The sequence below is a fragment of the Paenibacillus sp. IHB B 3084 genome, assembly GCF_001447315.1.
Lineage (GTDB): Bacteria > Bacillota > Bacilli > Paenibacillales > Paenibacillaceae > Paenibacillus.
This window is the reverse complement of record NZ_CP013203.1, coordinates 1,892,454-1,915,990: the sequence shown is the minus strand read 5'-3', so window position 1 is coordinate 1,915,990 and position 23,537 is coordinate 1,892,454. Positions and strand designations below refer to the sequence as shown.

19 protein-coding genes and 1 pseudogene are annotated in these 23,537 nt (G+C 45.6%); 11 read left to right on the top strand and 9 right to left on the bottom strand.

The window, feature by feature from the left end:
- Window positions 1–22: 22 nt before the first annotated feature.
- Window positions 23–1,701: pseudogene (locus ASL14_RS08960) on the bottom strand (spore germination protein).
- 362 nt (window positions 1,702–2,063) lie between these two features.
- Here ASL14_RS08960 and rpe point away from each other — a divergent pair.
- The 5 genes from rpe to ASL14_RS08935 all read left to right on the top strand — a co-directional run bounded on the left by rpe (window position 2,064) and on the right by ASL14_RS08935 (window position 6,861).
- Window positions 2,064–2,720, top strand: a complete 657-nt coding sequence (gene rpe, locus ASL14_RS08955; RefSeq protein ID WP_134911315.1) for a ribulose-phosphate 3-epimerase — start codon at window positions 2,064–2,066, stop codon at window positions 2,718–2,720.
- A gap of 19 nt (window positions 2,721–2,739) precedes the next feature.
- Window positions 2,740–3,189 (top strand): ribose 5-phosphate isomerase B, encoded by a 450-nt coding sequence (rpiB, locus tag ASL14_RS08950; RefSeq protein ID WP_134911314.1) that lies wholly within the window; start codon window positions 2,740–2,742, stop codon window positions 3,187–3,189.
- Window positions 3,190–3,233: 44 nt separating this feature from the next.
- On the top strand, window positions 3,234–4,193 hold the full coding sequence (locus tag ASL14_RS08945; RefSeq protein ID WP_134911313.1) for a DUF7916 family protein: 960 nt from the start codon (window positions 3,234–3,236) through the stop codon (window positions 4,191–4,193).
- 140 nt (window positions 4,194–4,333) lie between these two features.
- Window positions 4,334–6,193: a beta-glucoside-specific PTS transporter subunit IIABC gene (locus tag ASL14_RS08940; RefSeq protein ID WP_134911312.1), complete on the top strand. Its 1,860-nt coding sequence runs from the start codon at window positions 4,334–4,336 to the stop codon at window positions 6,191–6,193.
- Entirely contained in the window at window positions 6,190–6,861 is a 672-nt protein-coding gene (locus ASL14_RS08935) for a DUF4867 family protein (protein ID WP_134911311.1), read from the top strand. Before ASL14_RS08940 ends, ASL14_RS08935 begins: the two co-directional genes overlap by 4 nt.
- Before the next feature lie 162 nt (window positions 6,862–7,023).
- Here ASL14_RS08935 and ASL14_RS08930 read toward each other — a convergent pair whose 3' ends face one another.
- Together ASL14_RS08930 and ASL14_RS08925 are read right to left on the bottom strand one after the other, a co-directional pair.
- Window positions 7,024–7,374 (bottom strand): Asp23/Gls24 family envelope stress response protein, encoded by a 351-nt coding sequence (locus ASL14_RS08930; protein WP_134911310.1) that lies wholly within the window; start codon window positions 7,372–7,374, stop codon window positions 7,024–7,026.
- 48 nt (window positions 7,375–7,422) lie between these two features.
- Complete coding sequence (locus ASL14_RS08925) at window positions 7,423–7,992, bottom strand: TetR/AcrR family transcriptional regulator (protein WP_134911309.1); 570 nt, start codon at window positions 7,990–7,992, stop codon at window positions 7,423–7,425.
- Window positions 7,993–8,339: 347 nt separating this feature from the next.
- On the opposite strand from ASL14_RS08925, the gene nirB reads away from it, so the two are divergent.
- Entirely contained in the window at window positions 8,340–10,769 is a 2,430-nt protein-coding gene (gene nirB, locus ASL14_RS08920; RefSeq protein ID WP_134911308.1) for a nitrite reductase large subunit NirB, read from the top strand.
- Between the two features lie 42 nt (window positions 10,770–10,811).
- Window positions 10,812–11,132 (top strand): nitrite reductase small subunit NirD, encoded by a 321-nt coding sequence (nirD, locus tag ASL14_RS08915; RefSeq protein ID WP_134911307.1) that lies wholly within the window; start codon window positions 10,812–10,814, stop codon window positions 11,130–11,132.
- Between the two features lie 57 nt (window positions 11,133–11,189).
- Here nirD and ASL14_RS08910 read toward each other — a convergent pair whose 3' ends face one another.
- From ASL14_RS08910 to ASL14_RS08895, 4 genes are all read right to left on the bottom strand, one after another.
- A complete protein-coding gene (locus ASL14_RS08910) occupies window positions 11,190–12,440 on the bottom strand; it encodes an exosporium glycoprotein BclB-related protein (RefSeq protein ID WP_134911306.1) in 1,251 nt (416 codons plus the stop codon).
- Window positions 12,441–12,625: 185 nt separating this feature from the next.
- A complete protein-coding gene (locus ASL14_RS08905; protein WP_134911305.1) occupies window positions 12,626–12,811 on the bottom strand; it encodes a type 2 periplasmic-binding domain-containing protein in 186 nt (61 codons plus the stop codon).
- A 121-nt stretch (window positions 12,812–12,932) separates the two neighbouring features.
- A complete protein-coding gene (locus ASL14_RS08900; RefSeq protein WP_134911304.1) occupies window positions 12,933–16,832 on the bottom strand; it encodes an immunoglobulin-like domain-containing protein in 3,900 nt (1,299 codons plus the stop codon).
- A gap of 47 nt (window positions 16,833–16,879) precedes the next feature.
- Window positions 16,880–17,221 carry a phage tail protein gene (locus tag ASL14_RS08895; RefSeq protein WP_134911303.1) on the bottom strand — a complete coding sequence of 114 codons (342 nt, stop codon included), beginning with the start codon at window positions 17,219–17,221 and terminating at the stop codon, window positions 16,880–16,882.
- A 312-nt stretch (window positions 17,222–17,533) separates the two neighbouring features.
- Here ASL14_RS08895 and ASL14_RS08890 point away from each other — a divergent pair, with 312 nt between their 5' ends.
- The 3 genes from ASL14_RS08890 to ASL14_RS08880 are packed head-to-tail and all read left to right on the top strand — an operon-like array spanning window position 17,534 to window position 21,550.
- The gene (locus tag ASL14_RS08890; RefSeq protein ID WP_134911302.1) at window positions 17,534–19,234 is read left to right on the top strand and encodes a spore germination protein; all 1,701 of its coding nucleotides are present in this window, start codon (window positions 17,534–17,536) and stop codon (window positions 19,232–19,234) included.
- Window positions 19,235–19,262: 28 nt separating this feature from the next.
- Complete coding sequence (locus ASL14_RS08885) at window positions 19,263–20,354, top strand: GerAB/ArcD/ProY family transporter (protein ID WP_134911301.1); 1,092 nt, start codon at window positions 19,263–19,265, stop codon at window positions 20,352–20,354.
- On the top strand, window positions 20,351–21,550 hold the full coding sequence (locus ASL14_RS08880) for a Ger(x)C family spore germination protein (RefSeq protein ID WP_134911300.1): 1,200 nt from the start codon (window positions 20,351–20,353) through the stop codon (window positions 21,548–21,550). Before ASL14_RS08885 ends, ASL14_RS08880 begins: the two co-directional genes overlap by 4 nt.
- A gap of 98 nt (window positions 21,551–21,648) precedes the next feature.
- On the opposite strand, the gene ASL14_RS08875 is transcribed toward ASL14_RS08880, so the two are convergent.
- Window positions 21,649–22,197 carry a PadR family transcriptional regulator gene (locus tag ASL14_RS08875; protein ID WP_134911299.1) on the bottom strand — a complete coding sequence of 183 codons (549 nt, stop codon included), beginning with the start codon at window positions 22,195–22,197 and terminating at the stop codon, window positions 21,649–21,651.
- Window positions 22,198–22,364: 167 nt separating this feature from the next.
- Here ASL14_RS08875 and ASL14_RS08870 point away from each other — a divergent pair, with 167 nt between their 5' ends.
- Window positions 22,365–22,856, top strand: a complete 492-nt coding sequence (locus tag ASL14_RS08870) for a phenolic acid decarboxylase (RefSeq protein WP_014279672.1) — start codon at window positions 22,365–22,367, stop codon at window positions 22,854–22,856.
- 103 nt (window positions 22,857–22,959) lie between these two features.
- Here ASL14_RS08870 and ASL14_RS08865 read toward each other — a convergent pair whose 3' ends face one another.
- The gene (locus tag ASL14_RS08865; RefSeq protein WP_134911298.1) at window positions 22,960–23,406 is read right to left on the bottom strand and encodes a hypothetical protein; all 447 of its coding nucleotides are present in this window, start codon (window positions 23,404–23,406) and stop codon (window positions 22,960–22,962) included.
- Window positions 23,407–23,537 lie beyond the last annotated feature (131 nt).

The window sequence follows — 23,537 nt, the reverse complement described above, 5'->3', positions numbered from 1 at the left end:
TAGCACCTCCTTCATCTTGGCATCATGGTCTACGCTTTTTTTGCTGGGTTTTCATCATAACAGGTCTTCGTTTCATCATAGATATAGGAGCACGAATGAACACATCCTTCCAGTCGCTTAGACGCATGGGCGAAAAGGGGGTTACATACGGTACGCCAAAGCTTTTCAATTTCGTCAGGTGGATACAAATTAACAGAAAGAACAATATGGTTCCTAACATGCCCAGGAGTGCTGCAAAGAGCATCCCGACAAAACGCAAAAGACGCAAGGTAATGCCCGTACTGTATGTCGGTATCGAAAACGAAGAAATCGCAGTAACCGAAACCACAATCACAAGGAATGGGCTAACGATACCCGCATTTACAGCAGCGTCGCCGATGACCAAGCCTCCCACAATGCCCATTGCAGGACCAATGGGTTTGGGCAAGCGAATGCCTGCTTCCCGTAGGATTTCGATAGAGATTTCCAAAATCATGACTTCTATGACAGATGGGAAAGGGACGCCTTGGCGGGTTTCGATGATACTAATGACCAGCTTGGTTGGAATCAAACCGGGATGAAACGATATAAAAGAGATATACAAAGCAGGCCCCATAAGCGCTATAAACGCTCCGCAAAATCGCAGCAGACGCAAAAGTGTTCCTGGAATCCAGCGCTCATAATAGTCCTCGGGTGATTGAAGCAGCATACTGAAGGTCACCGGAACAATAAGTGCGAAAGGTGTTCCATCCAGCAAAATGGCTATTCTTCCTTCCAACAAAGCGTTAATGACACGGTCGGGGCGCTCTGTGTTGTGAGCCTGCTGGAACGGGCTTAAATAATTGTCTTCAATAAGTTGTTCCACATAACCGGATTCAGCCAAAAAATCCATGTCTATTTTTGAAATTCTGCGGTTTACTTCTTCGAGGAGATCCAGATTCACAATATCCTTTATATACGCGACAACTAGATCTTTTTTGATTCGGCTTCCCACTTGGAATTTCTTCATTTCCAGACTTTTATTTAAGCCTTGGCGTCGAAGCATCGAAGTATTTTCACTTAATACCTCCGTAAAACCAATTCTGGGACCCCGAAGTAACGCTTCAGAGGTTGGTTCATTGACGGAGCGAATAGAGCCGTTAGGAGACCCGACTAGCAGTGCTCCCTTCATTCCTTCAATTAATAAGGCAGTATGGCCTAAAAGTATAGACTCCTGCAGGTCCTCCATATCAGCAACTTCACTAATTTGCGTAAGTGGCATCAAGCTATCTTTTATAAAAGAGTTACTTATACTTTCCTGCTGTTCCTGTGGGTCCTGCTGGCCTTCAAACATCAAGACCTGCAATACCTGCTTGTTCATAAGCTCTTCATCCTGCATACCTTCTATGAAGACTAACACGGACCGTGCATGAAATTTCTTTACTACAAACTCACGAAAATGCACATCACTATTTTCGCCTATAGCCTCTCGGATCGATTTTAAATCGGAATCATAATTCCCTGAAATTTTGGAGCTTGGTTCATGCTGTTGATCCGCGTGGCCTTCGTTATGTTCGTCCGAGAGCGGACGATCAGAAGAATGTTTGGGTTTTGCCCCTTACTGCCAACAAACGAATAAATCGATGTGTTTATATAATAAATTCCTAAAGGAATAATCAACGCGAGACCTGCTTGAAAGAGTGTACTCCAGCTTGGAATATAAGAAATTATTTTAGACCACATGATGATCACCTCCAAACGATTCAATTCATTTTCCCTTAAGATACAAGTTGTTCCTAAAGTATTCCTTATAAAGGTTGTATTTACTCATTAAATATGAAACGGGGATTCAAAGGCCGATGAAGTGGCAATGTGACTAAAAAACGTTTGACAAAGGTATCGGAAAATGATAATTTAATAGCGAAAAGGTAAACGTTTACCCAACTAATTCTCGATATTAATTATTAACGAGATGAATAGTTAATCCGATGAAATTCAAATCACGTATTTCTTCTTATTTTTTAGAAGGGTAATCGTTATCTCAGACATGAATTACGTCATTAGAGTAATCGTTTACCTTTAGGTTTTGGAAAGGGTGATTTTTAATGAGTATGCTATTATGTCCTTCTATGATGTGCGCCAATTTCAGATCCTTGGAGCATGAAGTAAACGCTCTGGATGAAGCAAATGTGGATATTTATCATATCGATATTATGGACGGTAAATTTGTCCCCAACTTTGGAATGGGGCTTCAGGATTTGGAGTACATCCGCAAACAAACCCAAAAAACAGTAGATGTCCATCTGATGATTGACAACCCTTCTGCCTATATTGATTTATTTGCTGATAAGGGTGCAGATATTATTTACTTCCATCCGGAGTCTGATATGCATCCGACGCGCACAATTGATCGAATGGTTGGAAGAGGGGTAAAAGCAGGAATTGCCCTTAATCCAGGAACGGCTATTGCTGCGGTGGAACCTTTGCTTGGCATGGTCGACTATGTGCTGGTCATGACTGTAAATCCGGGTTTTGCAGGTCAAAAATATTTACCCTTTGTGAATGACAAGATTCAAGCACTGCAAGCATTTAAACATGAAAAGGGATTGAATTATACAATTGTGGTAGATGGGGCTATCTCCGAAGAGAAGATCAACGAATTGACACACTACGGCGTTGAAGGATTCGTTTTGGGGACATCCACTTTGTTTGGTAAAGAAGAATCCTACAAAACCATCATTAACAGATTAAAAAATATCTAATTTGGGGAGGAATAGAGCCATGAAAATTGCCATCGGGAGTGACCATGTGGCTGTAGAGCTGAAAGCGATTATTTCAGCTTACGTTCGTGAGTTGGGTCATGAGGTCATAGACTATGGACCGGAAAGTTCAGAAAGAACCGATTATCCGAAGTATGGAAAAATCGTTGCAGAGGCTGTTGCCGGGCAGCAGGCTGATGCAGGTATTCTCATTTGCGGCACAGGCGTGGGCATATCCATCTCGGCCAACAAAGTGAAGGGAATTCGTGCCGTAGTATGCAGTGAGCCTTATTCGGCACAGTTGTCCAAGCAGCATAATAATACGAATATTCTTGCATTTGGTGCGCGTGTCGTGGGAAGTGAATTGGCGAAAATGATTGTAAAATCATGGCTGGAGGCTGAATTTGAAGGTGGCCGCCATGGTGACCGCATCAAGATGATTTCAGATATTGAAGAGCAGCATTTGTGCTGATAAACAACCACTTATAAAACATAAATGACTTGGAGGAGATTACATTGGCTAAAAGATTAATCGCGAGCACGAAAACGGATATTTTGAAATTTAGCGCAGCAGATCTAAAAGAGTCCATTCTGGCTTCTGAAGGGCGCGTCATTATGGGACAACATCTTGTAATGATAAACACCGGTTTGGTTGATGGTGTCACCAATGCGGAAATCCAGGCTGCCTACGGCGCAGATATGGTTATGCTGAACGGCTTTGATATGATCAAAGAAGAATCCAATATCGGATTGCGTGAAATGAAGCATGGCAAGCTGGCTGAGAAGCCGTACAGCCTGAAGCAAATCAAGGAATGGGCCGGTATTCCGCTTGGTATTTATTTTGAGTGTCCAAGCCCTGATGCACAGGTTGCGGGAGAGCAATATGTAGAGGCCAAAGAAGGTAGAGTCGCTTCCAGAGAGAACTTCCTGCGCGCCCTGGAGATCGGAGCCGATTTTATCGTATTGGGAGGCAACCCTTCCGCGGGTACAACCTTTGAACGGATCATTGAGGCAACCAAACTGGCAAAAGAAACGCTGGGAGACAAAATCTTGATCTGTGCAGGGAAGTGGGAAGATGGCACCATTGAGAAGGTATTGGGTGATCCGCTGAGCGAGAGACCTTCCAATGATATTATCAAGGATTTGATTGATTCGGGTGCTGACGTTATTACTTTACCGGCTCCTGGCTCCAGACACGGCATTACAGTGGAGCATGTTAGACAGTGCGTAGAGTTTGTCCATTCGTATAAACCGGGAACTCTTGCTCTTTCTTTCCTGAACAGCTCAGTTGAAGGGGCAGATGTTCAAACGATCGCCTGGATCGCACTCATGATGAAGCAGACGGGTGCAGATATCCATGCTATTGGAGATGGTGGTTATGCAGGAACACCTCTTCCCGAGAACGTGTACCAGCTTGCATTATCCATTAAAGGACGCAGACATACAATCAAGAGAATGGTAGGGAGAAGTCGGTAACGATTGACCCACGTAATTTAAAGACTCTATATCCTTTTCGTACTCCTTGGAGTGCGTGTAGAGTCTTTGGATTACTACCATTTATGTAAACGTTTACTTTCATAGAAATATGCCAAATGAGGATTAAAGGAGCGAGCATCATGTCCAATGAAAAACTGGCAAAAGACATTTTAGCGTCCGTTGGCGGAGAAGGAAATGTCTCTAGCTTGGTGCATTGTGCCACTCGGCTGAGATTTAAATTAAAAAACAGGGATCAGGCCGACAAGAACAAAACACAAAATATTCCCGGGGTTATTACAGTTGTTGAAAACGGTGGACAATATCAAGTGGTTATTGGGAATACGGTAGGTGATGTATTTAAAGAAATTTCCAAAATCAGCAGTATTGGTGACAATGCTGCCCAAGACCAGTCCTCCGCGTCTGAAGGTAATTGGTTTAACAAAACGGTGGACATTATTTCGGGTATTTTCACACCATTTTTGGGGGCACTGGCAGCTTCAGGAATTTTGAAAGGGCTTTTATTAATGCTTGCCTCGTTGGGGTGGCTCACCAAAACAGGTGGTGTCTATTCGATCTGGTTCGCTGCCGCAGACAGTATCTTTTATTTTCTGCCGATAGCGATTGCTGTGACCTCTTCGAAGAAATTTGGAGCCAATACCTTTGTTGCGCTTGCGATAGCAGGGGCTTTGGTGTACCCGAATATTATTACTTTATATAACGATAAAGCAGATATTACCTTCTTCAATATTCCTGTTGTTCTTATGAGTTATACTTCTTCGGTTATTCCAGTGATTATCGCGGTTTGGTTACTATCGATTCTGGAGAAATTCCTGAATAGAGTTATTCATGATAGCGTGAAAAATTTTATAACGCCACTTATCTGTCTTATGGTCATTGTTCCCTTGACTCTGATCGCGGTTGGGCCGATTGGAATATATGCAAGCTTGGGACTGGCTAAGGGTTACACTTTCTTATACAATTTGAGTCCAATTGTAGCAGGAGTCATCGTAGGTGCTGGGTGGCAGATGCTGGTTGTTATGGGGCTGCACTGGGCGTTTGTTCCTATTATGTACAATAACATTGCGGTATACGGTCATGATACCCTGAAACCATTATTTGCGCCTTCTAACTTTGCACAAGCAGGTGCGGCACTGGGTGTATTCCTTAAAACTAAAAATCCAAAAGTAAAAGCTATTGCAGGTCCTGCAACGATAACCGGTCTGTTTGGTATCACGGAACCGATCATCTACGGGATTAGTATCCGCTACAAAAAACCGTTCGTATGGGCTGTTATCGGGGGTGCTATCGCCGGGGCGATCACGGGTGCTTCGGGTTCCGTGGCCATTGCTCCAGGTATACCAGGCTTGGCATCCCTGCCGATTTTCTTCGGCACAGGATTCGCCGGATTCGTAATTGCCATTACAGTGGCTTATGTATTCACAGCCATTACCACGTATTTCTTTGGATTTAATGATTCCATGGAAAAAGAAATGGTTGCAGTCCATGAAGAGAAGAAAGAAGTTGAAACCCCAGCTCCTGCGCTGACGAATGAGAACATTTCCAGCCCGCTGACGGGTGTTGTCAAACCTTTATCCGAGATATCTGATGAAGTATTCTCCACAGGAGCCATGGGTAAAGGCGTTGCTATTGTGCCTGAGGACGGCAAGCTGCTTTCGCCATTCAACGGAACTATAGCTAATGCCTTCCGCACAGGCCATGCGATTGGCATTGTATCGGATGGAGGAACGGAGATCCTGGTCCACATCGGTATGGACACCGTCAAATTGAAAGGACAGCATTTTAAAACGCATATCTCAGAAGGGGATCGGGTTACCAAAGGTCAACTGCTAGTCGAGTTTGATATTGAGGAGATTAAAGCTCTGGGCTATGACATGACTACACCGATTATTGTGACCAATACAGCCGAATACTCTGATGTTAAGGTGCTGGGAAACAACCGAGTGCACACGGGAGATTCATTGCTGGAGGTCAAGCTATGAATACAATGGAAAGACTAAATCAAGTCAATGCACCTCTGGTCATTCAAGAGGTAATGAGTGAGGCGTTCCGCCCGTATGGGAGGCTGCTGACTCATTTCAATACGACAGGGCTTATCAAGTATGCAAAAGAAACCACTATCGTTCCCAATCAGGGAAATCATTATGTACCCTCGGTTGCAGAACTCGAAGCCTTTGGTGTAATTCATCGGATTCAAGATGAAGTGTATGGCCAACTCCCGATTCAGGCTGGCTTTTGTGCAGGGCAGAATACAGGACTAACAGGGCTGGAATATCATCAGGGCAGCGAGGTGGTGATTGCCGCGACGGACTGTATCCACCTTGTCGGCAAAGTACAGGACATTGAAAATAATACCTATGGTAGCGAAAATGTTCAGGCTTTTTTCCAGCCTAAAAACACAGTAGTTGAGCTATATTCAACGACACTTCATTATGCTCCTTGCAAGGTTGACAGTGAAGGATATTTGACGATAGTGATCCTATCGGCAGGAACGAATATGCCGCTTGAAATAAGTGGGGACCATCAGGGAAACCCATTGCTTACGAAGAAAAACAAATTTCTTATGGTTCATAGTACACAGACGGAAAAAATCGCGGCTGGGGTTCATCCCGGGCTGCACGGCAAGTTGATAAATATTTCATCAATCTGAGTCAAAGTCAATAATTCATAAAGCAAAGAAACCGCTTCTGGAGCAAGTTGAATGGTAGTTCCATTCTTCCAGAGGACGGTTTCTTTGTCGATTAATCTATAAAATATATAATGTGGAGTGCCATAGAAGTTAAGCTGTTCTGTAGAAAGGATTGCTGCGCGATTAATTAACGGATAGGGATATCCCTTGTACTTTGACGTTTATCATGCCAATGGATAGGCCCGTATATTTCTCAATGGCTTCCCGAACATTCTTCTGTAATTCTCTGCCTACATCGTACATTCTTGTTCCGTAATGAACAACAATGCTTAAATCGACATCCAGTCCTGATCCTGTCACATGAAGTTCAATGCCATTTTGCAGGCTTTTCCCACTTAACTTGTTAGTGATTCCTTCAACGACTCCTGTTGACATCGATGCAATTCCCATTGTTGCCGTTGCTGTCTTGCCAATGATTTTAGAAATAGCATCCTTGGAAATCGCAATACTCCCTAGTACGTTTTGAATCAACATGTAGATTCCTCCTCGCGTGGTACGCCTCTTCATAATCCAGTGTGATCATTAATCAGTTGCTTTGAATCCATGGTAAAAAGTATTTATTACCAGTGCCGCTGCAGAATTTTTCGCAATATTGCCGTTCCTTACTTGCTGCCATGTTAGAAAAAGCAGCGAGTAGAGGACATTCATGATCCAATCTTTATCGATATGCGGAAGAAAATAACCTTTTTGTTGCAATATTTCAATTACATGTAATATGGGTTCCCTTAGCTTCTGATCCGCTCCTTCAATTTCCTTGTTGAAGTTGACGGATGCATCATGAGCAAGAAAATAAATTTTATCTCCTAACGGAATAAGTGCCTCAATCAACTCTGGAATGTAATTTTCATAGTTTTCCTCGTCCAAGGGAATCCCTTTCATGGTTTCACTTACGACTTCGATGGCCCGAAATCCCAGATAAATCATCAGTTGCTCTCTGCTTTCAACATATCGATGCAATGTGGCAATACCAATTCCGGCATAATCGGCAATCTCATTCATGGAGGCGTTTGGCTTTTCAATAAGTAGCATGGTAGCTACATCCAAAAGGCTGTTAAGCCTCGCTTGCTTGATCGTTGTCATGTCTTTCTTCATTGGAACTCCTTATTTATTTGATATCATATATTATTAATTGATAGTTTTTTGTATCATTTAATTAAATTTTAAATCAAATATTGAGAAGAGTCAAATAGGAGCATCCACTTTTCAAAAATCGTCATTATAACTCAATTTCAATTTCAATTTCGGTTTCAGTTTCTTACCTTTATCCCTTGAATTTGAATAGGGAAATCCCTAAACATTTATAATTTGAACTACATTGTGACTGTGATCACATATAGCTCTATCTGCTGCATTAGAATAGAAGCATAAGCAATATTCATAGGAACGTAGGAGATGTCGTCGGATAGGAAGCATCGCCGAATGAATGGAGGAACCGGTATATGATAAACAGTAAACAGAAACTTGTGGTTATAGGGAACGGGATGGCTGGTATCAATACGGTCGAACAAATTTTGAAATTAACGGATAAGTATGAAATTACGGTCCTGGGAAATGAGCCGCATCCGAACTATAACAGGATCATGCTCTCTTATGTGTTGGAAGGTAGTAAAACGATTGATGATATCATACTGAACGATTTGCAATGGTACGCGGATCAAGGGATTACTTTATATACAGGAAAAATGGTGAAAAGCATCGACGGTGAGCACAAGAAGATTCACACCGAAGACGGACTGGAAATTGAATACGATGTGGCTTTGGTGGCTACTGGCTCACAATCGTTTATTCTACCTATTCCGGGCAAAGAATTACCGGGTGTCATCGGTTTCCGAGATATCGCCGATTGCTCGGCAATGCTTGAGGCGGCGAAGACCTTTAAAAAGGCAGCTGTCATTGGTGGAGGTCTATTGGGGCTGGAAGCAGCTAAAGGCTTGGTCAACCTGGGTATGGATGTTACGGTCGTTCATTTAATGGAGGATTTGATGGAACGTCAGCTGGACCGGGAAGCCTCTGCGATGCTGAAAGCAGAACTAGAACGCCAGGGAATCAAGTTTGCTATGCAAATGCAAACTTCGGAGGTGTACGGTCAAAATCGGGTACAAGGATTGCGGTTTTCAGACGGAAGCGAGTTGGAAGCGGATTTGGTCGTTATGGCCGTCGGGATCAAACCTAATATTCAGGTAGCTGTGCAAAGTGGTATGGAAACGAACCGTGGTATTGTAGTCGATGATTTGATGAGAACCTCTGTGCCGGATGTATATGCTGTAGGGGAATGTGTTGAACACCGCGGAACCTGTTACGGCTTGGTAGCTCCGCTGTTTGAACAGGGGAGTGTAATTGCCAAACATTTGGCAGGTGCGGATACTGAAGGTTATATGGGATCGGTGGTTTCCACCAAGCTCAAAATTTCAGGGGTGGATGTTTTCTCGGCTGGTGAATTCATAACCCAGCCTGAACATACGGTGATTGTGGCAAAGGATGAGTGGAAGCGCACGTACAAAAAAGTGCTGCTTCGTGAAAATAAGATTGTTGGAACTGTACTGTTTGGCGATGTGAGCGAATCTGCTAGCCTTCAAAAATATGTGCGTCAGCAAACGTTGATGACGGATGAGATATATGGACAGATCATGGGTACCGGATGCAGTAAAGACGGGGCTAAGACCTTATCCGCCGAGACCATGGCAGATGATGAAATTGTCTGTGGCTGCAACGGTGTGACCAAAAAGGCGATTGTCGATGCGATCAATGAAAATGGACTGACCACAGTCGACGAAATTAAGGCATGTACCGGTGCCACACGTTCCTGTGGGGGGTGCAAGCCGGTCGTTGAACAAATTCTCCAGTATGTTCTTGGAGACAGCTTCAAGACGACAGCCAAGCAAGGAATATGTGGCTGCACAACATTGAGCCGGGACGAGATTGTAGCGGCTATTAAAACCAAGGGTCTTACAACGACGCGTGAAGTCATGAATGTGCTTGGTTGGCATAATGATGAAGGATGCTCCAAATGCCGCCCGGCGCTGAATTATTACTTGGGTATGATTAACCCGGATACCTATGAAAATGAGGAAGATTCCCGTTTCGTCAACGAGCGGTTGCACGCGAACATTCAAAAAGATGGAACGTTTACAGTTGTTCCAAGAATGTACGGCGGTGTAACAACTCCAGAGGATTTGAAGAAAATAGCTGATGTTTCTCTTAAATACAACGTTAAAGTTGTTAAAGTAACAGGAGGACAGCGGCTAGATTTGATTGGTGTCCGTAAAGAGGATTTGCCTAAAGTATGGGAAGAACTCGATATGCCGTCGGGATATGCTTATGCCAAATCTCTTCGTACAGTTAAAACCTGTGTTGGATCACAATTTTGCCGTTTTGGCACACAGGATTCCATGGGAATGGGAGAGTTGCTGGAACGGAAATTTGAAAGATTGGATTTTCCGGCAAAATTTAAATTAGCGGTCAACGGGTGTCCCCGCAACTGTGCGGAATCGTGTACGAAGGATATCGGGATTGTAGGTAATGATGGAGGCTGGGAGATCTTTATCGGTGGAAACGGCGGTATAAAAGCACGGTTGGCTGATTCGCTCTGTAAAGTGAAGACGGACGATGAATTGATTGATATTGTGGGAAGCGTGATGCAACTGTACCGGGAAACAGGCCAATACCTGGAACGTACTTCGGAATGGGTCGAACGGACCGGCCTTGAAGAGATACGGAAGGCTGTCGTTCACGATGTAGATCATCGCAAAGCTTTAGTAGAACGGATCGAATTTGCACTGCAGCAGGTTGAAGATCCCTGGAAAAAGATCATCAACGATGCCGATTCACGCAAAAATTTATTTGAAGTAGTTACACCATCTGTTGTGTGAATGCTTTTTAAATAATGCCTTAAGAAGGGAGCAATCAAGCGAATGATCAAGCATGCTGAATGGCTTATCGTCGGTAACAGTAAGGATTTCCCCAATAGAATTGGGCGGACTATCCGGTTGGATGATAACGAAATCGCCGTTTTTCGCACTTCGGAGAACAAGCTTTACGCTGTTGAAAATTCCAGCCCTCATCCCAAAGGAGGGCCGCTTACCGAAGCGATGGTATCCGGTCATTACATTTATGATCCGCTATGTGATTGGAAGATTGATTTGGAGACGGGTATCGTTCAAGAGCCTGATCACGGACAAATTAAAACATTCACCATTCGGGAAGATGGAGACGAAGTGAAAATATCACTTTAATGCAAATAAGAAAAGGCTCGGCAGGAACAAGTCCTGCTGAGCCTTTTTCGTCTTGGATCAGGTAATGGTAATGCCTGCGCTCGCATAACCCACAACGGTATTCACAAGAGAAACTCCCGTAGCAGTCGCGGAGAAGACCAGAAGCAGACGAGTTTGTGCAGTTACCGGTATTGCTAATCCTGTTGTGATACCACTGGAAATTGTGCCCAGGGCAACGATGCCTGTGAGTGGTGGTGCCAGAGTAACTGAGGCTCCAGGAACCGCTGTAAAGGTATTGTTAGGTGTAGGCGAACTGAACAACTGGGCAGTAATCGTTGAGGATGAAGCTACTAGAGCAAGCGCGGCCGTTGTACTAAAATATCCGGCAATCGATGTAATGACGCCATCCCGTGGAACGGAGAAAGCAAAGTTGATCAGTGGACCGACAAGCGTACCTGTCAGGTCTATGGTTCCACCCACAAGGCTAATGCCTGTTGCCGAGCTTCCGAAGCCGATTAGACTGGTAGTGCCCACCAAGCCGCCAGCAATGGTTGTCAAAATCGCAGGTCCGCCAGAAGCAAACGGAATGATCGCTCCCGAACCCGTGGCTCCAGTAACGCCTGTAGCTCCTGTAGCCCCAGCGACCCCCGCTGCGCCCGTAGCGCCTGTGGCTCCAGCAGCCCCGGCGGCTCCTACTGGTCCAGCGGCGCCGATAGGCCCGGCGGCTCCAACAGGTCCGGCAGCCCCGACAGGCCCAGCAGGCCCAGCAGGTCCAACTGGGCCTTGTGGTCCTGCCGCACCCACAGGTCCTGGTCCACCGACAGGACCTGGCGCACCACCCGGCCCAACAGGTCCGGCAGGCCCTTGTAGCCCGGGTGTGCCTGACGTGCCTCCCAATGCAATACTGATAGCCGTCCCGGCACTTCTTATAGCACTGATCAAACTGTCTTTAAGGGCAGGGTCAATGGGTTCCTGCAAAATGATAGACAACAAGATATCCAGTAGTTGTTGCAATGTGGTTCCAACGCCGATCGGAGAGAAAGGGGTGGCTTCCGACGCTACGATAGCCAGTTCCAACGCCGCCAGTAAATCTGCTTTAATGGAGCCTTTAAGTTTTAAGGTATTCGCCAGAGCTAATAACCGGCGTAAAATCTGTTGCAATGAAGATACATTAGCTGCAGAGGGATTAGCGAAAACCAGCGGGATGATCGCGATTAATTCCTGAATCAGCTTGAGAAGTTCTTCCGTTTCTCTGCTAATTTTAGGTGGTTTGCAATCCTCTTCTTTTTTTGAAGCACCACTGAACCTGAACGGTTTTCTGTGTTTCATGTTCAAATATCTCCTCCTCACATTTCTCCCTACTGTAGAGGTGACAAGTGGATCATCGCCCCCGTTTCGCAGATATTAACAATATATTTACTGAAGCGAAAAGGGTGAATCACCACACAAGAATTATTATTGGAGGCTTGTACATAAGCTTTAATATCGATTTTCTGTATTTCCAAACCGGGCTTCTAACTTGTAACGCTGTAAAAAATATTCGTTAATTGCAGAACAGTCGTGACCTCAATGTGAACTTCCGGATGCTCCTTCTTTAGTGAGACAATAACGTTGACCAGTGTCGCCATTTCCGCAGGCATAGTGCCCAAACGCAGTAAACCACTTAAGGCGTGCTTCCGATTTTCTGATTCCAGCAGCATGATACGCAAGGTTAGTCCATATCATTCATAAACAAAGCGCGGTCTCCGAATAACTCGGAAACCGCGCTGTTTTGCTTATACTCCACTAATATATCTAAATCCATTGGGTACTTAATCAGTCTTATTTGAAAATACGTACCAGTAGTTCAGCCATCTCGCCTCTGCTAATGGCTGCCTTTGGTTTGAGCGTTCCATCAGGATATCCGCTGATCCAACCGGAGGAAACAGCCTTTTCGAAGGCTGAGGAAGCCCAGGAAGCGATCTGCTGCTCATCCTTATAGGATTGCAATGTGACCGTGCTTAAAGCCGATGCCTTATCCGCCATCGCATGTGACAATATCACCATCGCCTGTTCACGGGTAAGACGTTCATCGGGGCCGAATGTCTGAGCATTTAACCCTTCGATCCATCCCTGACGATGAGCGGCATCCACGGCTGATGCAGCCCAGTGCCCTTTCATATCTGTAAATGAGGTGGGCACACTCTCATCTCCATTGGTTCCCAACGCTCTGGTCAGTATGGATACAAATTCTGCCCGGCTTACCGCACGCTCCGGACGCATGTTGCCATCTTTGTAGCCTTGCATCCAGCCTTTGTCTGCCAGCGATTGCAGGGACTTCGCCGCCCAATGGCCTTGGACATCCGGCCATACCGGAGCTGTGCCTTGCGAATCCGCTGAATTTGTTGTGCTGTCCTGCGCGTTTGTATTATCGGGTGGAGACTTTGTATCAGTAGAGACAGCAATCGCAAAGGTACTAAACCGGGTCGTATCGAAACCCACAGCCGACAGATTTCCTTTGGAATCCCTCACTGCCGTACCTTTCAGAATCTCATGCTCTCCATTGTCATGAATAACGAGAATAGAAAACTGGGGTTCCTTGCCCTGCAATTCACGGATGGATTCGGTATCCAGTGGCAGAACGATATGCGATGTGCCTGTAACGTTAGCCTTGAATTCTACAGACGCACCGATCAGCTTCAGATTGGATTGTTGTCCGGCCCAATCGCGTATTTGCTGTGCATGTTGTGCATCTGCCTGCTGGAATGACAACGTAACGTCCTGCTGACCCGAGGCCATGTCGGTTAAGGTATGACTGGATAGCATTAGTGTTCCATATTGGGATATGACCGAGGCTCCGATGGTATCCCATTTATTCAGCGAAGAAAAGGGAAGAATAACCTGACTAATATTCTTTTCCTGCTCCAGATAAATATCCGCGTAAGCCTTGCCTTCCAAACGGGCCTGATTGATTTGTCCGTCCAGAAATGCAGTAGAAGGAATATGGATGATGACTGCTTTTCCTTGTTCAGAAAATCCAGGCTGCTTTTGGATAACAGCGTTGTTATGGTCCTCGTCTTTTTTATTAGAATTGCCTGTGTCCACAATGACCTTTGCGGGAACGGTTACTTCGATTGGTTGTGTCAAGGCATGAGAACCATCGCTTACCTTGGTGACCTCCAGTATCACAGTAACCGCCGTTTGGGTTGCTGCCGGGAAGATAGCTCCATCTGTGCGAATCATATCCGGCTGGCTAGTGCTGCTGATGGTCAGGCGTAAGCCCTCGGGCACAGCAGGTAGCTTGAGCAGGGTATCACTGGCGGCAGGTGCAGCCAGGCTTGTTATGGAATCGGCTACACGTTGGGCGGTTAATCCCTGTGCATACACTAATCTGGAGGGAGCACTTTCCATACCATTCACGATCTGTAGCACGTAGTAGCTGACTCCTTCAGGAACAGGTGTAAATACATATTTCCCTTCTCCAGAAGCGGTTCCTTGCGCAATCAGCTCTTGCTGGGCATTGTACAGCTCAAGCCGTGCGCCCGGCCAAGCGCCTGTAACGATCACCGAGGCGGTAGCGTCATTGCCTGCTGCGGCTTCAATAGCACGGGGCAGCACGTTTATGTGGCGTTCGGCTGGCTCAGCCGACCAACCTGAATGATCGCTATAAGCATAGTTCAATACGTATACACCGGGCGTATTCGTATCCATGTTGCCGATACCTGTTAGTTCAGGTACCAGAACATTACCGTACACGCTGTCCAGCACGCTGGCTCCCGGATCGGTGAAGTTGCTGCCAGCTTCCAGTATGATCGGGTTGTTGCCGTTCAAACGTACATAGGGCGTATTCGGTAACGCCTTCAATACCGTGATCATGAATGATCTTTGTACGGAGGCTGAACCTTTGGATATAGTGGCCTTTAATTGTACATTCACATCACCGTCTATAAACTTCGGCCGATTTACTTGACCCGTACTGCTGAGAACATCCGGTTGATCCGAAGACCAATCAATACGTGTGTCGAATGCTCCTGTATTGGGCAAAGTGATGGAATCCTTAATCCCCTGTGGGTAATCCAGTTTCAGGGTATTTGCTGCCAAATTCACTGCTTCATCAGCACTTACGGGCAGTGCGGGCACGAGCAGGCTGAATGTTTTTCGAAGTTCAACTCCGCCTCTTGTCAGAACAGCTTCCAGCGTAATGGTTTGATCGCCCTGTACATAGCTCGGGAACGTGACATGACCGTTGTGATCCAGGAACTCGGGGTGATTCGAAGTCCACGATACCTCAACGCCGTTCAAGCCTTCTTTCGGCAAATATACGTCCCCGGTTACGGTGGTTACAGGTACATCAAGTGCCGCGTAAGCTGCGTTTACGGCTTCAATATCGTTCATCGGCAGACTGAGCACATGTGCAGTGAAATTCTTTGTTTTCGTTAAGCCTTCGAGATGCAGGACAGCCGTCAGGGTAACATCTGTATTTCCATCAATATAGGAGGGTCTGCTAAGTGTTCCATCTGGTGCGATAACAAGTGGATTGGCAGAGGACCATTCGATCTGGACACCACCATAGCCGGACAGAGGAAGAGACAAATTTTCTTTCACCGCAGACAAATCGCCCAGTGATAGGCTATCTGCTGCCTGATCCAGTGTATTTTGTGCAGCTACCTTCAATACGGTAACGTCAAAAGTTTGGGTATCCGAAGCGGTTCCCTTTGTAATCGTCGCGGTCAGCTTTACTTTCCGATCACCCGAATCGTAGCGCGGGCGTGTGACAGCCCCCTCATTGGTGATGACATCAGGGGTATCCGAACTCCAGCTTACCGTTGTATCGTTCAACCCGGTCAGCGGCAGTGTCAGCCCTTGTGATACCGTAGCAGCCGAATCTCCTGATGCGAAGCCAGGAGCCAGTGCAGCTTTAGCCTGTGCAACATAATCGGCATCGGTCAGAATATTCACCGTGACCTCTACGGGAGCACTTTCGCCCTTAACATTCACAGCCTGAAGGCTGTAAAGAGCTGCACCGGGAGGTAATGGCGAAGAATCTGTGAATTGGGTTAAGGGTCCTGTATACAAGGTGACACCATTTCGGATGACCTTGTATGAAGTCGCATAAGGAACAGCATCCCAGCTTAATTCCACCGTATTTCCTTTTTGGGTTCCTGTAAAATGACCTGGAGCCTGTGGAACGGGCAATCTTTCCCCATAAGCTTCAAATTCCATGACAGAAGCCCATTGGTTGTTTCTCGCATTTCCTTGATCAATATACAGACGCAAGTATCGTGCAGTCACCGGGGAAATGCTTCTGCTAAAATGAGCGTCAGCATTATTTTGAACAGTATCGGAAGTAGCCCAATTCGTTCCATCACTGCTCGTTTGCAATCGGAAACTGTAAGGATCGCGTTGATCCTGCCAGCCATTCATGATTCCCATGCCTGCTACACCATAGCGATTCACGATATACCAGTCTCCCAGATTCACCTGAAGCCATTTTTCACCGTTGCTGGCTTGATACCAGCGGCTTGTCGGCTCATAGGAGCCGTCCACTGCTCTGGCGGGTTCATAAGGTTGGCTGTAGCCGCTTGATGTTACCGGTTTGTTGAGTACTACATTTTCCGAGCCAGCAGCATGGGCTTCATTCGTCCCTATGAGTAGAACCGCACCGCCGATGATAGGCAGCAGTGGAATCAGCAAATGATAGGGTTTTATTTTGTTGCGTGTGAAGTTATTGCCTTCGAGCACGCGATCACCTCTTCTTTAGAAAAATAGCATAGCGCTTTGCACACTCATTAGTCACGAGGTGGGAATGTACCTTGAGTTGAAATGTAGTAGTCCACATTCGGCATCGGGGAGGCTCCGCGCAGGTCAGGTAAAGCAAAGGTGGTTGTTCCATTGCCACCGAAATTAGTGCCTAGCAGAGAGAATAACGGCTGATTCTGTGAAATAGATAAGACTTGGCCTTCGCATTTTAGCCATCCACTAGGAGCGAACGTGTAAGGATACATCGTAATTTCTCCGAGGTAAGGCATATCTGCGGCTTGTGCCTGTTTGGGGCTTACCGCGGTCCCTCCAACCAAAATGACCGCTAACAAACTCAACACAGCGGATTTCTTCCAAAAATGATTTTTCATACCTACAGCTCCTTTTAAATTCGAATAATGGACAATGAATTCAGTGAAATTGCGACATTAGTCATAGAATGAATAGATATTATCATGAAATTCCACTTTTTACACTACAAGTCCTCCATCAAATCAACCTTTTTATTCCTTTTATTCATCAATAAATTTATCCCATGAAATGGGCATATTTAGATGCGAGAATCACTTGTTATGTCCTTTATGCACAACTGAGGATGGATAAGTCACCCATCATGTATGCATCTTTTTTCTAATTTCGGTAAATATATATACAAATCGGATGGAAGTGAAGGAGGAATGGACGTGTGGCAGGCAATCGGAACTCATGTACCCAAGTGGGCCGTGTGGATAGAAGCCTTCTTTTTGTTCATTGTACCTTTGATTATTTTTCTGACGGTACGACAAATTAAAGCGCTGGATGGTCGAGAGAGCAGACGTATGGAGCGATTGAAGCTTCTGGAAGAACAAGACCGTTCGGAGCAATCAGATCTTAATCTCTCTGCAAGTGAAGAAGAGAAGGAAAGGGAGAGCTTTACCGAAGACTATGACGTCAATTTAACAAAAATTAGACAAGCAGCGGCGGATATGGCGGATGTGAACGAACGGTCGATTTTTCTGGAAAATCTGAATGCTGTAGGCACACTTTTTTTTGTGGATGGATTAACGGACAAGGTTGGCATGGACCAGAACATTTTAAAGCCGCTGATGGATTGGGGAAGCTCTGGGCTAGAGAGCGATGATCTTCCGAGGGGAGAATTGCTTCGGGATATGATTATTCGTCAGGTCATGCTGGTATCAGAGACACAGTACACGCTGGATGTTCAATTTTCTTTGCAAAAGGTGCTATTCGGTTCTGTCATACTCATGATTCAGGGCATGCCGGGCGCTTTTGTTCTCGGTACACCCAAGGGAAATACCCGGGGGGTGGAAGATCCAATATCAGAGTCGGTGCTGCGAGGACCGCGAGTCGGTTTTACGGAGACACTCAGCGACAATACGGCGATGCTGCGCAGACATGGAGAAAGTACGGAACTGGCTATGTCGTCCTTCAAAGTCGGCAAACGAGTGGAGAAGCAGCTAATGGTGGTGTATTTCAGAGATATCGCTGATTCTGAGCTTGTAGATGAGGTAAAGCGCCGGATAAAAACCATTGATATGGATGAAGTGCTGGAGTCGGGCTATGTGGAGCAGCTTATAGAGGATAACTTTCTTAGCCCGTTTGTGCAGATTCAGAATACGGAGAGACCGGACCGGGTCATGGCCGCTTTGCTGGAGGGGCGTGTAGCGATTCTGCTGGATGGTACTCCTTTTGCGCTCCTTATGCCTGTAACGTACGGGATGATGCTTCAGTCTCCCGAAGATTACTACGAACGATGGTTACCAGGGTCGCTTATTCGATTTCTCCGCTTCATGGCAACCTCAATATCTTTGTTCGCACCGGCTCTCTATATTTCCTTTATCTCATTTCATCCCGGTCTGATTCCGACCAAGCTGGTCATTTCCATTATTAGTGCGAGACAGGGGGTCCCTTTTTCTACGTTGATTGAAGCCCTGATTATGGAAATCTCCATCGAAATTTTACGTGAGGCAGGCCTACGGCTGCCTAAACCCATTGGTCCGGCCATGGGCATTGTCGGCGGTCTTATTATTGGACAGGCAGCGGTCAATGCGGGGATTGTAAGTCCGATTCTCGTCATTGTGGTAGCAGTTACAGCGATTTCTTCTTTTGCAACACCTGTATACAGCGCCGGGATTTCCATGCGTGTTCTTCGTTTTGCGGTTATGTTCACGGCGGCCACCTTCGGTTTGTATGGGGTGATCATGTTTTTTCTGATGTTGAGTATTCATATGGCGAAGTTAAAAAGCTTCGGCGTGCCGTTCCTTAGTCTAACGGCTCCCCGTTCGTTGAGGGACTGGAAGGATTACTTCATACGGGCACCGCTCCAGTTTATGAGAAACAGACCCATTCTATTGAAGCATAAAGACCCCAAGCGCAAAGACTGATTTCGACAATGAAGGGGGCCGAACGGCCGTGGGAAAAGAAAAGGCAGATAAAATTACAACGTTACAGACGACAGTAATTATTGTTTCTTTTATGCTGGCCGCCGGGTTGCTTACGCTTCCCCGGGTCATGGTAGAGGATTCAAGGTCGCCAGACGTGTGGATATCCATTTTTTTGGCAGGGGGGATCGTATTCCTGTCCGGATGGATTATTGTTAAACTAAGTCAACGATTTCCGGAAACTACCTTTTACCAGTATGTACAGCGGATCATAGGTAAAGCCGCTGGCAAAGTTATTGGCGTGCTGTTAGTCATCTACTTTGTTTGTATAGCCGGATTCGAAATTCGATCTGTAGAGGAAGTAACAGCGTTCTTCCTGCTTGAAGGGACACCGGCATGGGCGATTTCAGCACCTTTTATGTGGATCTCTCTGTATATGTGCATGGGGGGCATCGGGACGCTTGGTAAAATATGCCAAATCATTTTCCCGATTACGGCATCTATCTTTTTGTTAATATGCTTGCTGGGATTAAATGTTTTTGAATTGAATAATTTGCGTCCTGTCTTGTCGGAGGGGGTGATGCCAGTATTTAAAGTACTGAAAACTACAACGCTTACTTTTACGGGGACTGAGTGCATGCTTATCATTCTTTGTCGCATGGAAAAACCCGAGAAAGCAACCAGGGTGATCGGTCTGGCGATTGGAATAGCGGTCGTTTTTTATATAGCTGCGGTGATCCTGTGCATTGGCGCTTTTTCGGTGGAAGGGGTCATGACCAGAACCTGGCCTTTTCTGGATTTAGCTCGCAGCTTTGAAGTGGAGTATCTGGTATTTGAACGCTTCGAATCCCTATTATTGTCGATCTGGATTATGCAAATTTTTGCCACATTCAGTATCGCATTTTACTGCGCTTCGCTCGGAGTTTCTCAAATTTTAAATAAATCCTATTCCGCAACCCTGTTTATTCTGCTCCCAGTCATTTACATTCTATCTCAAATTCCCCAAAACCTTAACGAGTTGTTTTCTTTTGGAACGATCCTTGGGAATGCAGCTATCTTTTTATTCGTATTGCTTCCACTGCCGCTGCTGCTTATTTCTCGCTGGAGGGGTGTGCGGTCATGAAGAGAGTCCGGTTAGGATTACTCGGAATGGTGGCTCTCCTGATATGCAGTACACTCTCAGGCTGCTGGAGCAGCTCTCCGGTGGAGGATTTAAATCTGGAGGCAGGCATTGCTATGGATGTAGCGGAACAATCTTCGCAGGAAGAGCAAATCAATCGGAAGGGAGGAGATTATCCGAAGAAAGAGTTAATTAAAGGGACATTTCAATTCGTAGTGCCAGAGGAAAGCAAAGGTTCAGGAAACTCTCCTTCGCAAACTAAAAAATTTTTCAACATTACGGAAACTGGTGATTCTGTCTTTGAGATGCTGAGGGAAATTTCATTACGGACCAATCGTCCTCCTATCGGATTTCATTTGAAGACGGTCATTATCAGCTCCAGTCTGCTTCGTAAGGTTCCGTTGTATGAGTTGCTGGACTTTTTTCTGGGGGATAATGACATCCGACCCAGCGTCCTATTGCTGATCAGTACGGGCAAGGCAGGTGATGCACTTGAGGAGAAAATCCCCGGTCAGACCCCGGCCTTTATATTAAAGGATATTTTTCTAAACCGTAAACGGAATTCACGGATGTTAAAGCCCGTGTCATTGGCTAAAGTGATCGGACCCATGAAGGCTAAAAGCAGCTTTTTATTGCCAAATGTCATTACGGCGGATAGTGAAATCAAGCTCGCGGGCGCAGGAATCATCAAAGGAAAGACGCAGAAGTACGGTGGTTTTCTGAATGAGTCTGAGGTAGAGGGTCTCATGTGGATCAAAGGCGAACTGGAAGGAGGTCTTCTGAAAAGTATTGATCCCAAAACTGGTAAAAATATTGCTTATGAGATCAAATCGGTGAAAAGCAGCATCAAGGCCATAGTTCAGGGGGATGAGATATCTTTCCGCGTGAGAATGACTTCAGAGGGACGCATTTCGGAAAATTTTAATCCGAATGAAAATTTGAGCAGTAATCAACTGCTCGGACGAGAAGAGAGTATCTTTCAGGAGAAAGTCAACTCATTAGCAGAACAAACCGTAGCCAAAATGCATAAGCTGCGGGCGGATGTTGGAGGTTTCGGAGAAGCCCTGCGGATTCAGCATCCTAAAGTATGGCGCAAGGTCAAAAAGGATTGGGATACGACCTTTAGCACGATTCCAGTCCGATTCAGCACGGATATTCACATTGAGGATTATGGAGCTTCCAATACGACGGCAGATTAAAGTATTTAGTTTGCACGTGTTATGAAAAACCTTCAATACCACGAATCTACGTGGCGTTGAAGGTTTTTTAATACTTCTTATCGCTTTCTCCTAAAAGACTATTCAAACAGGGACAGCGTTTCTTTCAGCCATGTAATATAACTTTCTTCCCGATTGATAGCACGACTCAGCACCAAATAATGCCCGAATTGATGAGAGCCGGGAGTTTGGAGGTTCTTGTCCTGCAGTTGAAGGGATTTTTTGCTTTCGTACAAATACTCCAGCTTCTCTTTACGTTTGGCGATCTGATCCTCGAACAGCAGCTTGTTCTCTTCCTTGGGGAGGGTGGTTGAGAAATACAGCATGAGCATAAACTCATCCTTTTCCGTTTCCGGCAGCTCTTTGGGGCTCAACAGCCACTCGGTCAGCTCTTGGGTTCCCTTGGGTGTGATGCAGTACAGTTTCTTTTCCAGCTTGGCTCCTGTAATGGAGGTGCGATATTCAATTAACTCTTCTTCGGTTAGCCTTTTGAGCTCAGGATAAATCTGACTGTGCTTGGCACTCCAAAATTGTCCGATTTCCTTCTTGAATTGGCTTGTTATATCGTAGCCGCTCATTTCCTGTTTGTAGACCAGGCCTAAAATGGCATATTTTAATATACGTTTCAACGTAGCTCTCCTCGCAATGCGGTATTTGACATTAGTATACCACAGTGCTACAATTTATATGTAATAAAAAACATGTTTGAGTTTACATGTTTAAAATTCAATACTTATTATTTTCAGCATGATGTTCAAATTCATGAAAACTCATAATACAGAAAGAAGGATGCAAGATGGACAAGTTTATCGGCAGTCACATGATCTACACCTACGAAAATGGTTGGGAATACGAAATATATATTAAAAATGAAGATACCATCGACTATCGCATTCATAGCGGCATGGTAGGCGGACGTTGGGTTCGTGACCAGAAGGTCAACCTGGTGAAGCTGGTGGAGAATGTGTACAAAGTATCTTGGACTGAACCGACAGGTACGGACGTTTCCCTGAACTTTATGCCAGAGGAAAAACGGATGCACGGCATTATTTTCTTCCCTAAATGGGTTCATGAGCATCCCGAAATCACTGTACGCTATCAGAACGATTTTATTCCACTGATGGAAGAATCGCGTGAAAAATACGAAACCTATCCTAAATATGTTGTCCCTGAATTTGCAGATATTACATTCATTGAAAATGCGGGTGTAAACAACGAAAAATTGATTTCTCAAGCGCCATACGCAGGTATGACAGACGATATTCGTGCAGGTAAGCTGCAAGCATAATCAAACATTTGCTGATGGGTGTAAAGCCTGGGTCTGTGATAAGCAGTCTCAGGCTTTTTTGTGCTGATTGGAGAGAGGGCAGGGATTAATCTGTGAGCGGGATTTAGAATGAATAGTAGACCAGACCATGCTCGATCAGATAAGAACGGCTAATCCGTGGTTTTACGATGGGCGTTGCAGGAGAGAGACTTTGCAGGTTCACGTGGGTGGTCAGGTCGGATAAGGCGGACAGAGCCAGCTCTGCTTTGACATGTCCCCAGTTGTCAGCGTGGTGCTGAATATATTGGTGAGCCTCGGTAAAGGATAGACCCTTGAGCAAGGTGAACACGGAAGCCCATCGGACGAGGTCGAAGCTTCCTTTGATTTCAGGCAGCTCATATTCTGCCCGGCCTTGAGCATCGTTACACGACATGGTGAGCAAGCCACAGCAGCGGTGTTGATCATGTTTAGAGTCTGGAAACTGCCGATAGTCGTACTGAATGATTGCCATGGAACCAATGCGTAATTGGGTTGCTTTGGACGTTTTGGGCTGGGCAAGCGTCATGCTCATGCTAGAATGGCCTCCTTCGATTCACCGTAAATAGGGATGGGAGAATCATACGTCACAGCGGATGTAATGTAAATCACAAACAAGGGCTTAAAATGAGGATGAGTAACGAAAACCGACTTTTAATACTCATG

Bases quoted from the DNA above. Each gene is read 5' to 3' on its own strand.
- rpe (WP_134911315.1), top strand. From the start codon at position 2,064: ATGAGTATGCTATTATGTCCTTCTATGATGTGCGCCAATTTCAGATCC.
- rpiB (WP_134911314.1), top strand. From the start codon at position 2,740: ATGAAAATTGCCATCGGGAGTGACCATGTGGCTGTAGAGCTGAAAGCG.
- ASL14_RS08940 (WP_134911312.1), top strand. From the start codon at position 4,334: ATGTCCAATGAAAAACTGGCAAAAGACATTTTAGCGTCCGTTGGCGGA.
- ASL14_RS08935 (WP_134911311.1), top strand. From the start codon at position 6,190: ATGAATACAATGGAAAGACTAAATCAAGTCAATGCACCTCTGGTCATT.
- ASL14_RS08930 (WP_134911310.1), bottom strand. From the start codon at position 7,374: ATGTTGATTCAAAACGTACTAGGGAGTATTGCGATTTCCAAGGATGCT.
- ASL14_RS08925 (WP_134911309.1), bottom strand. From the start codon at position 7,992: ATGAAGAAAGACATGACAACGATCAAGCAAGCGAGGCTTAACAGCCTT.
- nirB (WP_134911308.1), top strand. From the start codon at position 8,340: ATGATAAACAGTAAACAGAAACTTGTGGTTATAGGGAACGGGATGGCT.
- nirD (WP_134911307.1), top strand. From the start codon at position 10,812: ATGATCAAGCATGCTGAATGGCTTATCGTCGGTAACAGTAAGGATTTC.
- ASL14_RS08910 (WP_134911306.1), bottom strand. From the start codon at position 12,440: ATGAAACACAGAAAACCGTTCAGGTTCAGTGGTGCTTCAAAAAAAGAA.
- ASL14_RS08905 (WP_134911305.1), bottom strand. From the start codon at position 12,811: ATGCTGCTGGAATCAGAAAATCGGAAGCACGCCTTAAGTGGTTTACTG.
- ASL14_RS08895 (WP_134911303.1), bottom strand. From the start codon at position 17,221: ATGAAAAATCATTTTTGGAAGAAATCCGCTGTGTTGAGTTTGTTAGCG.
- ASL14_RS08880 (WP_134911300.1), top strand. From the start codon at position 20,351: ATGAAGAGAGTCCGGTTAGGATTACTCGGAATGGTGGCTCTCCTGATA.
- ASL14_RS08870 (WP_014279672.1), top strand. From the start codon at position 22,365: ATGGACAAGTTTATCGGCAGTCACATGATCTACACCTACGAAAATGGT.
- ASL14_RS08865 (WP_134911298.1), bottom strand. From the start codon at position 23,406: ATGAGCATGACGCTTGCCCAGCCCAAAACGTCCAAAGCAACCCAATTA.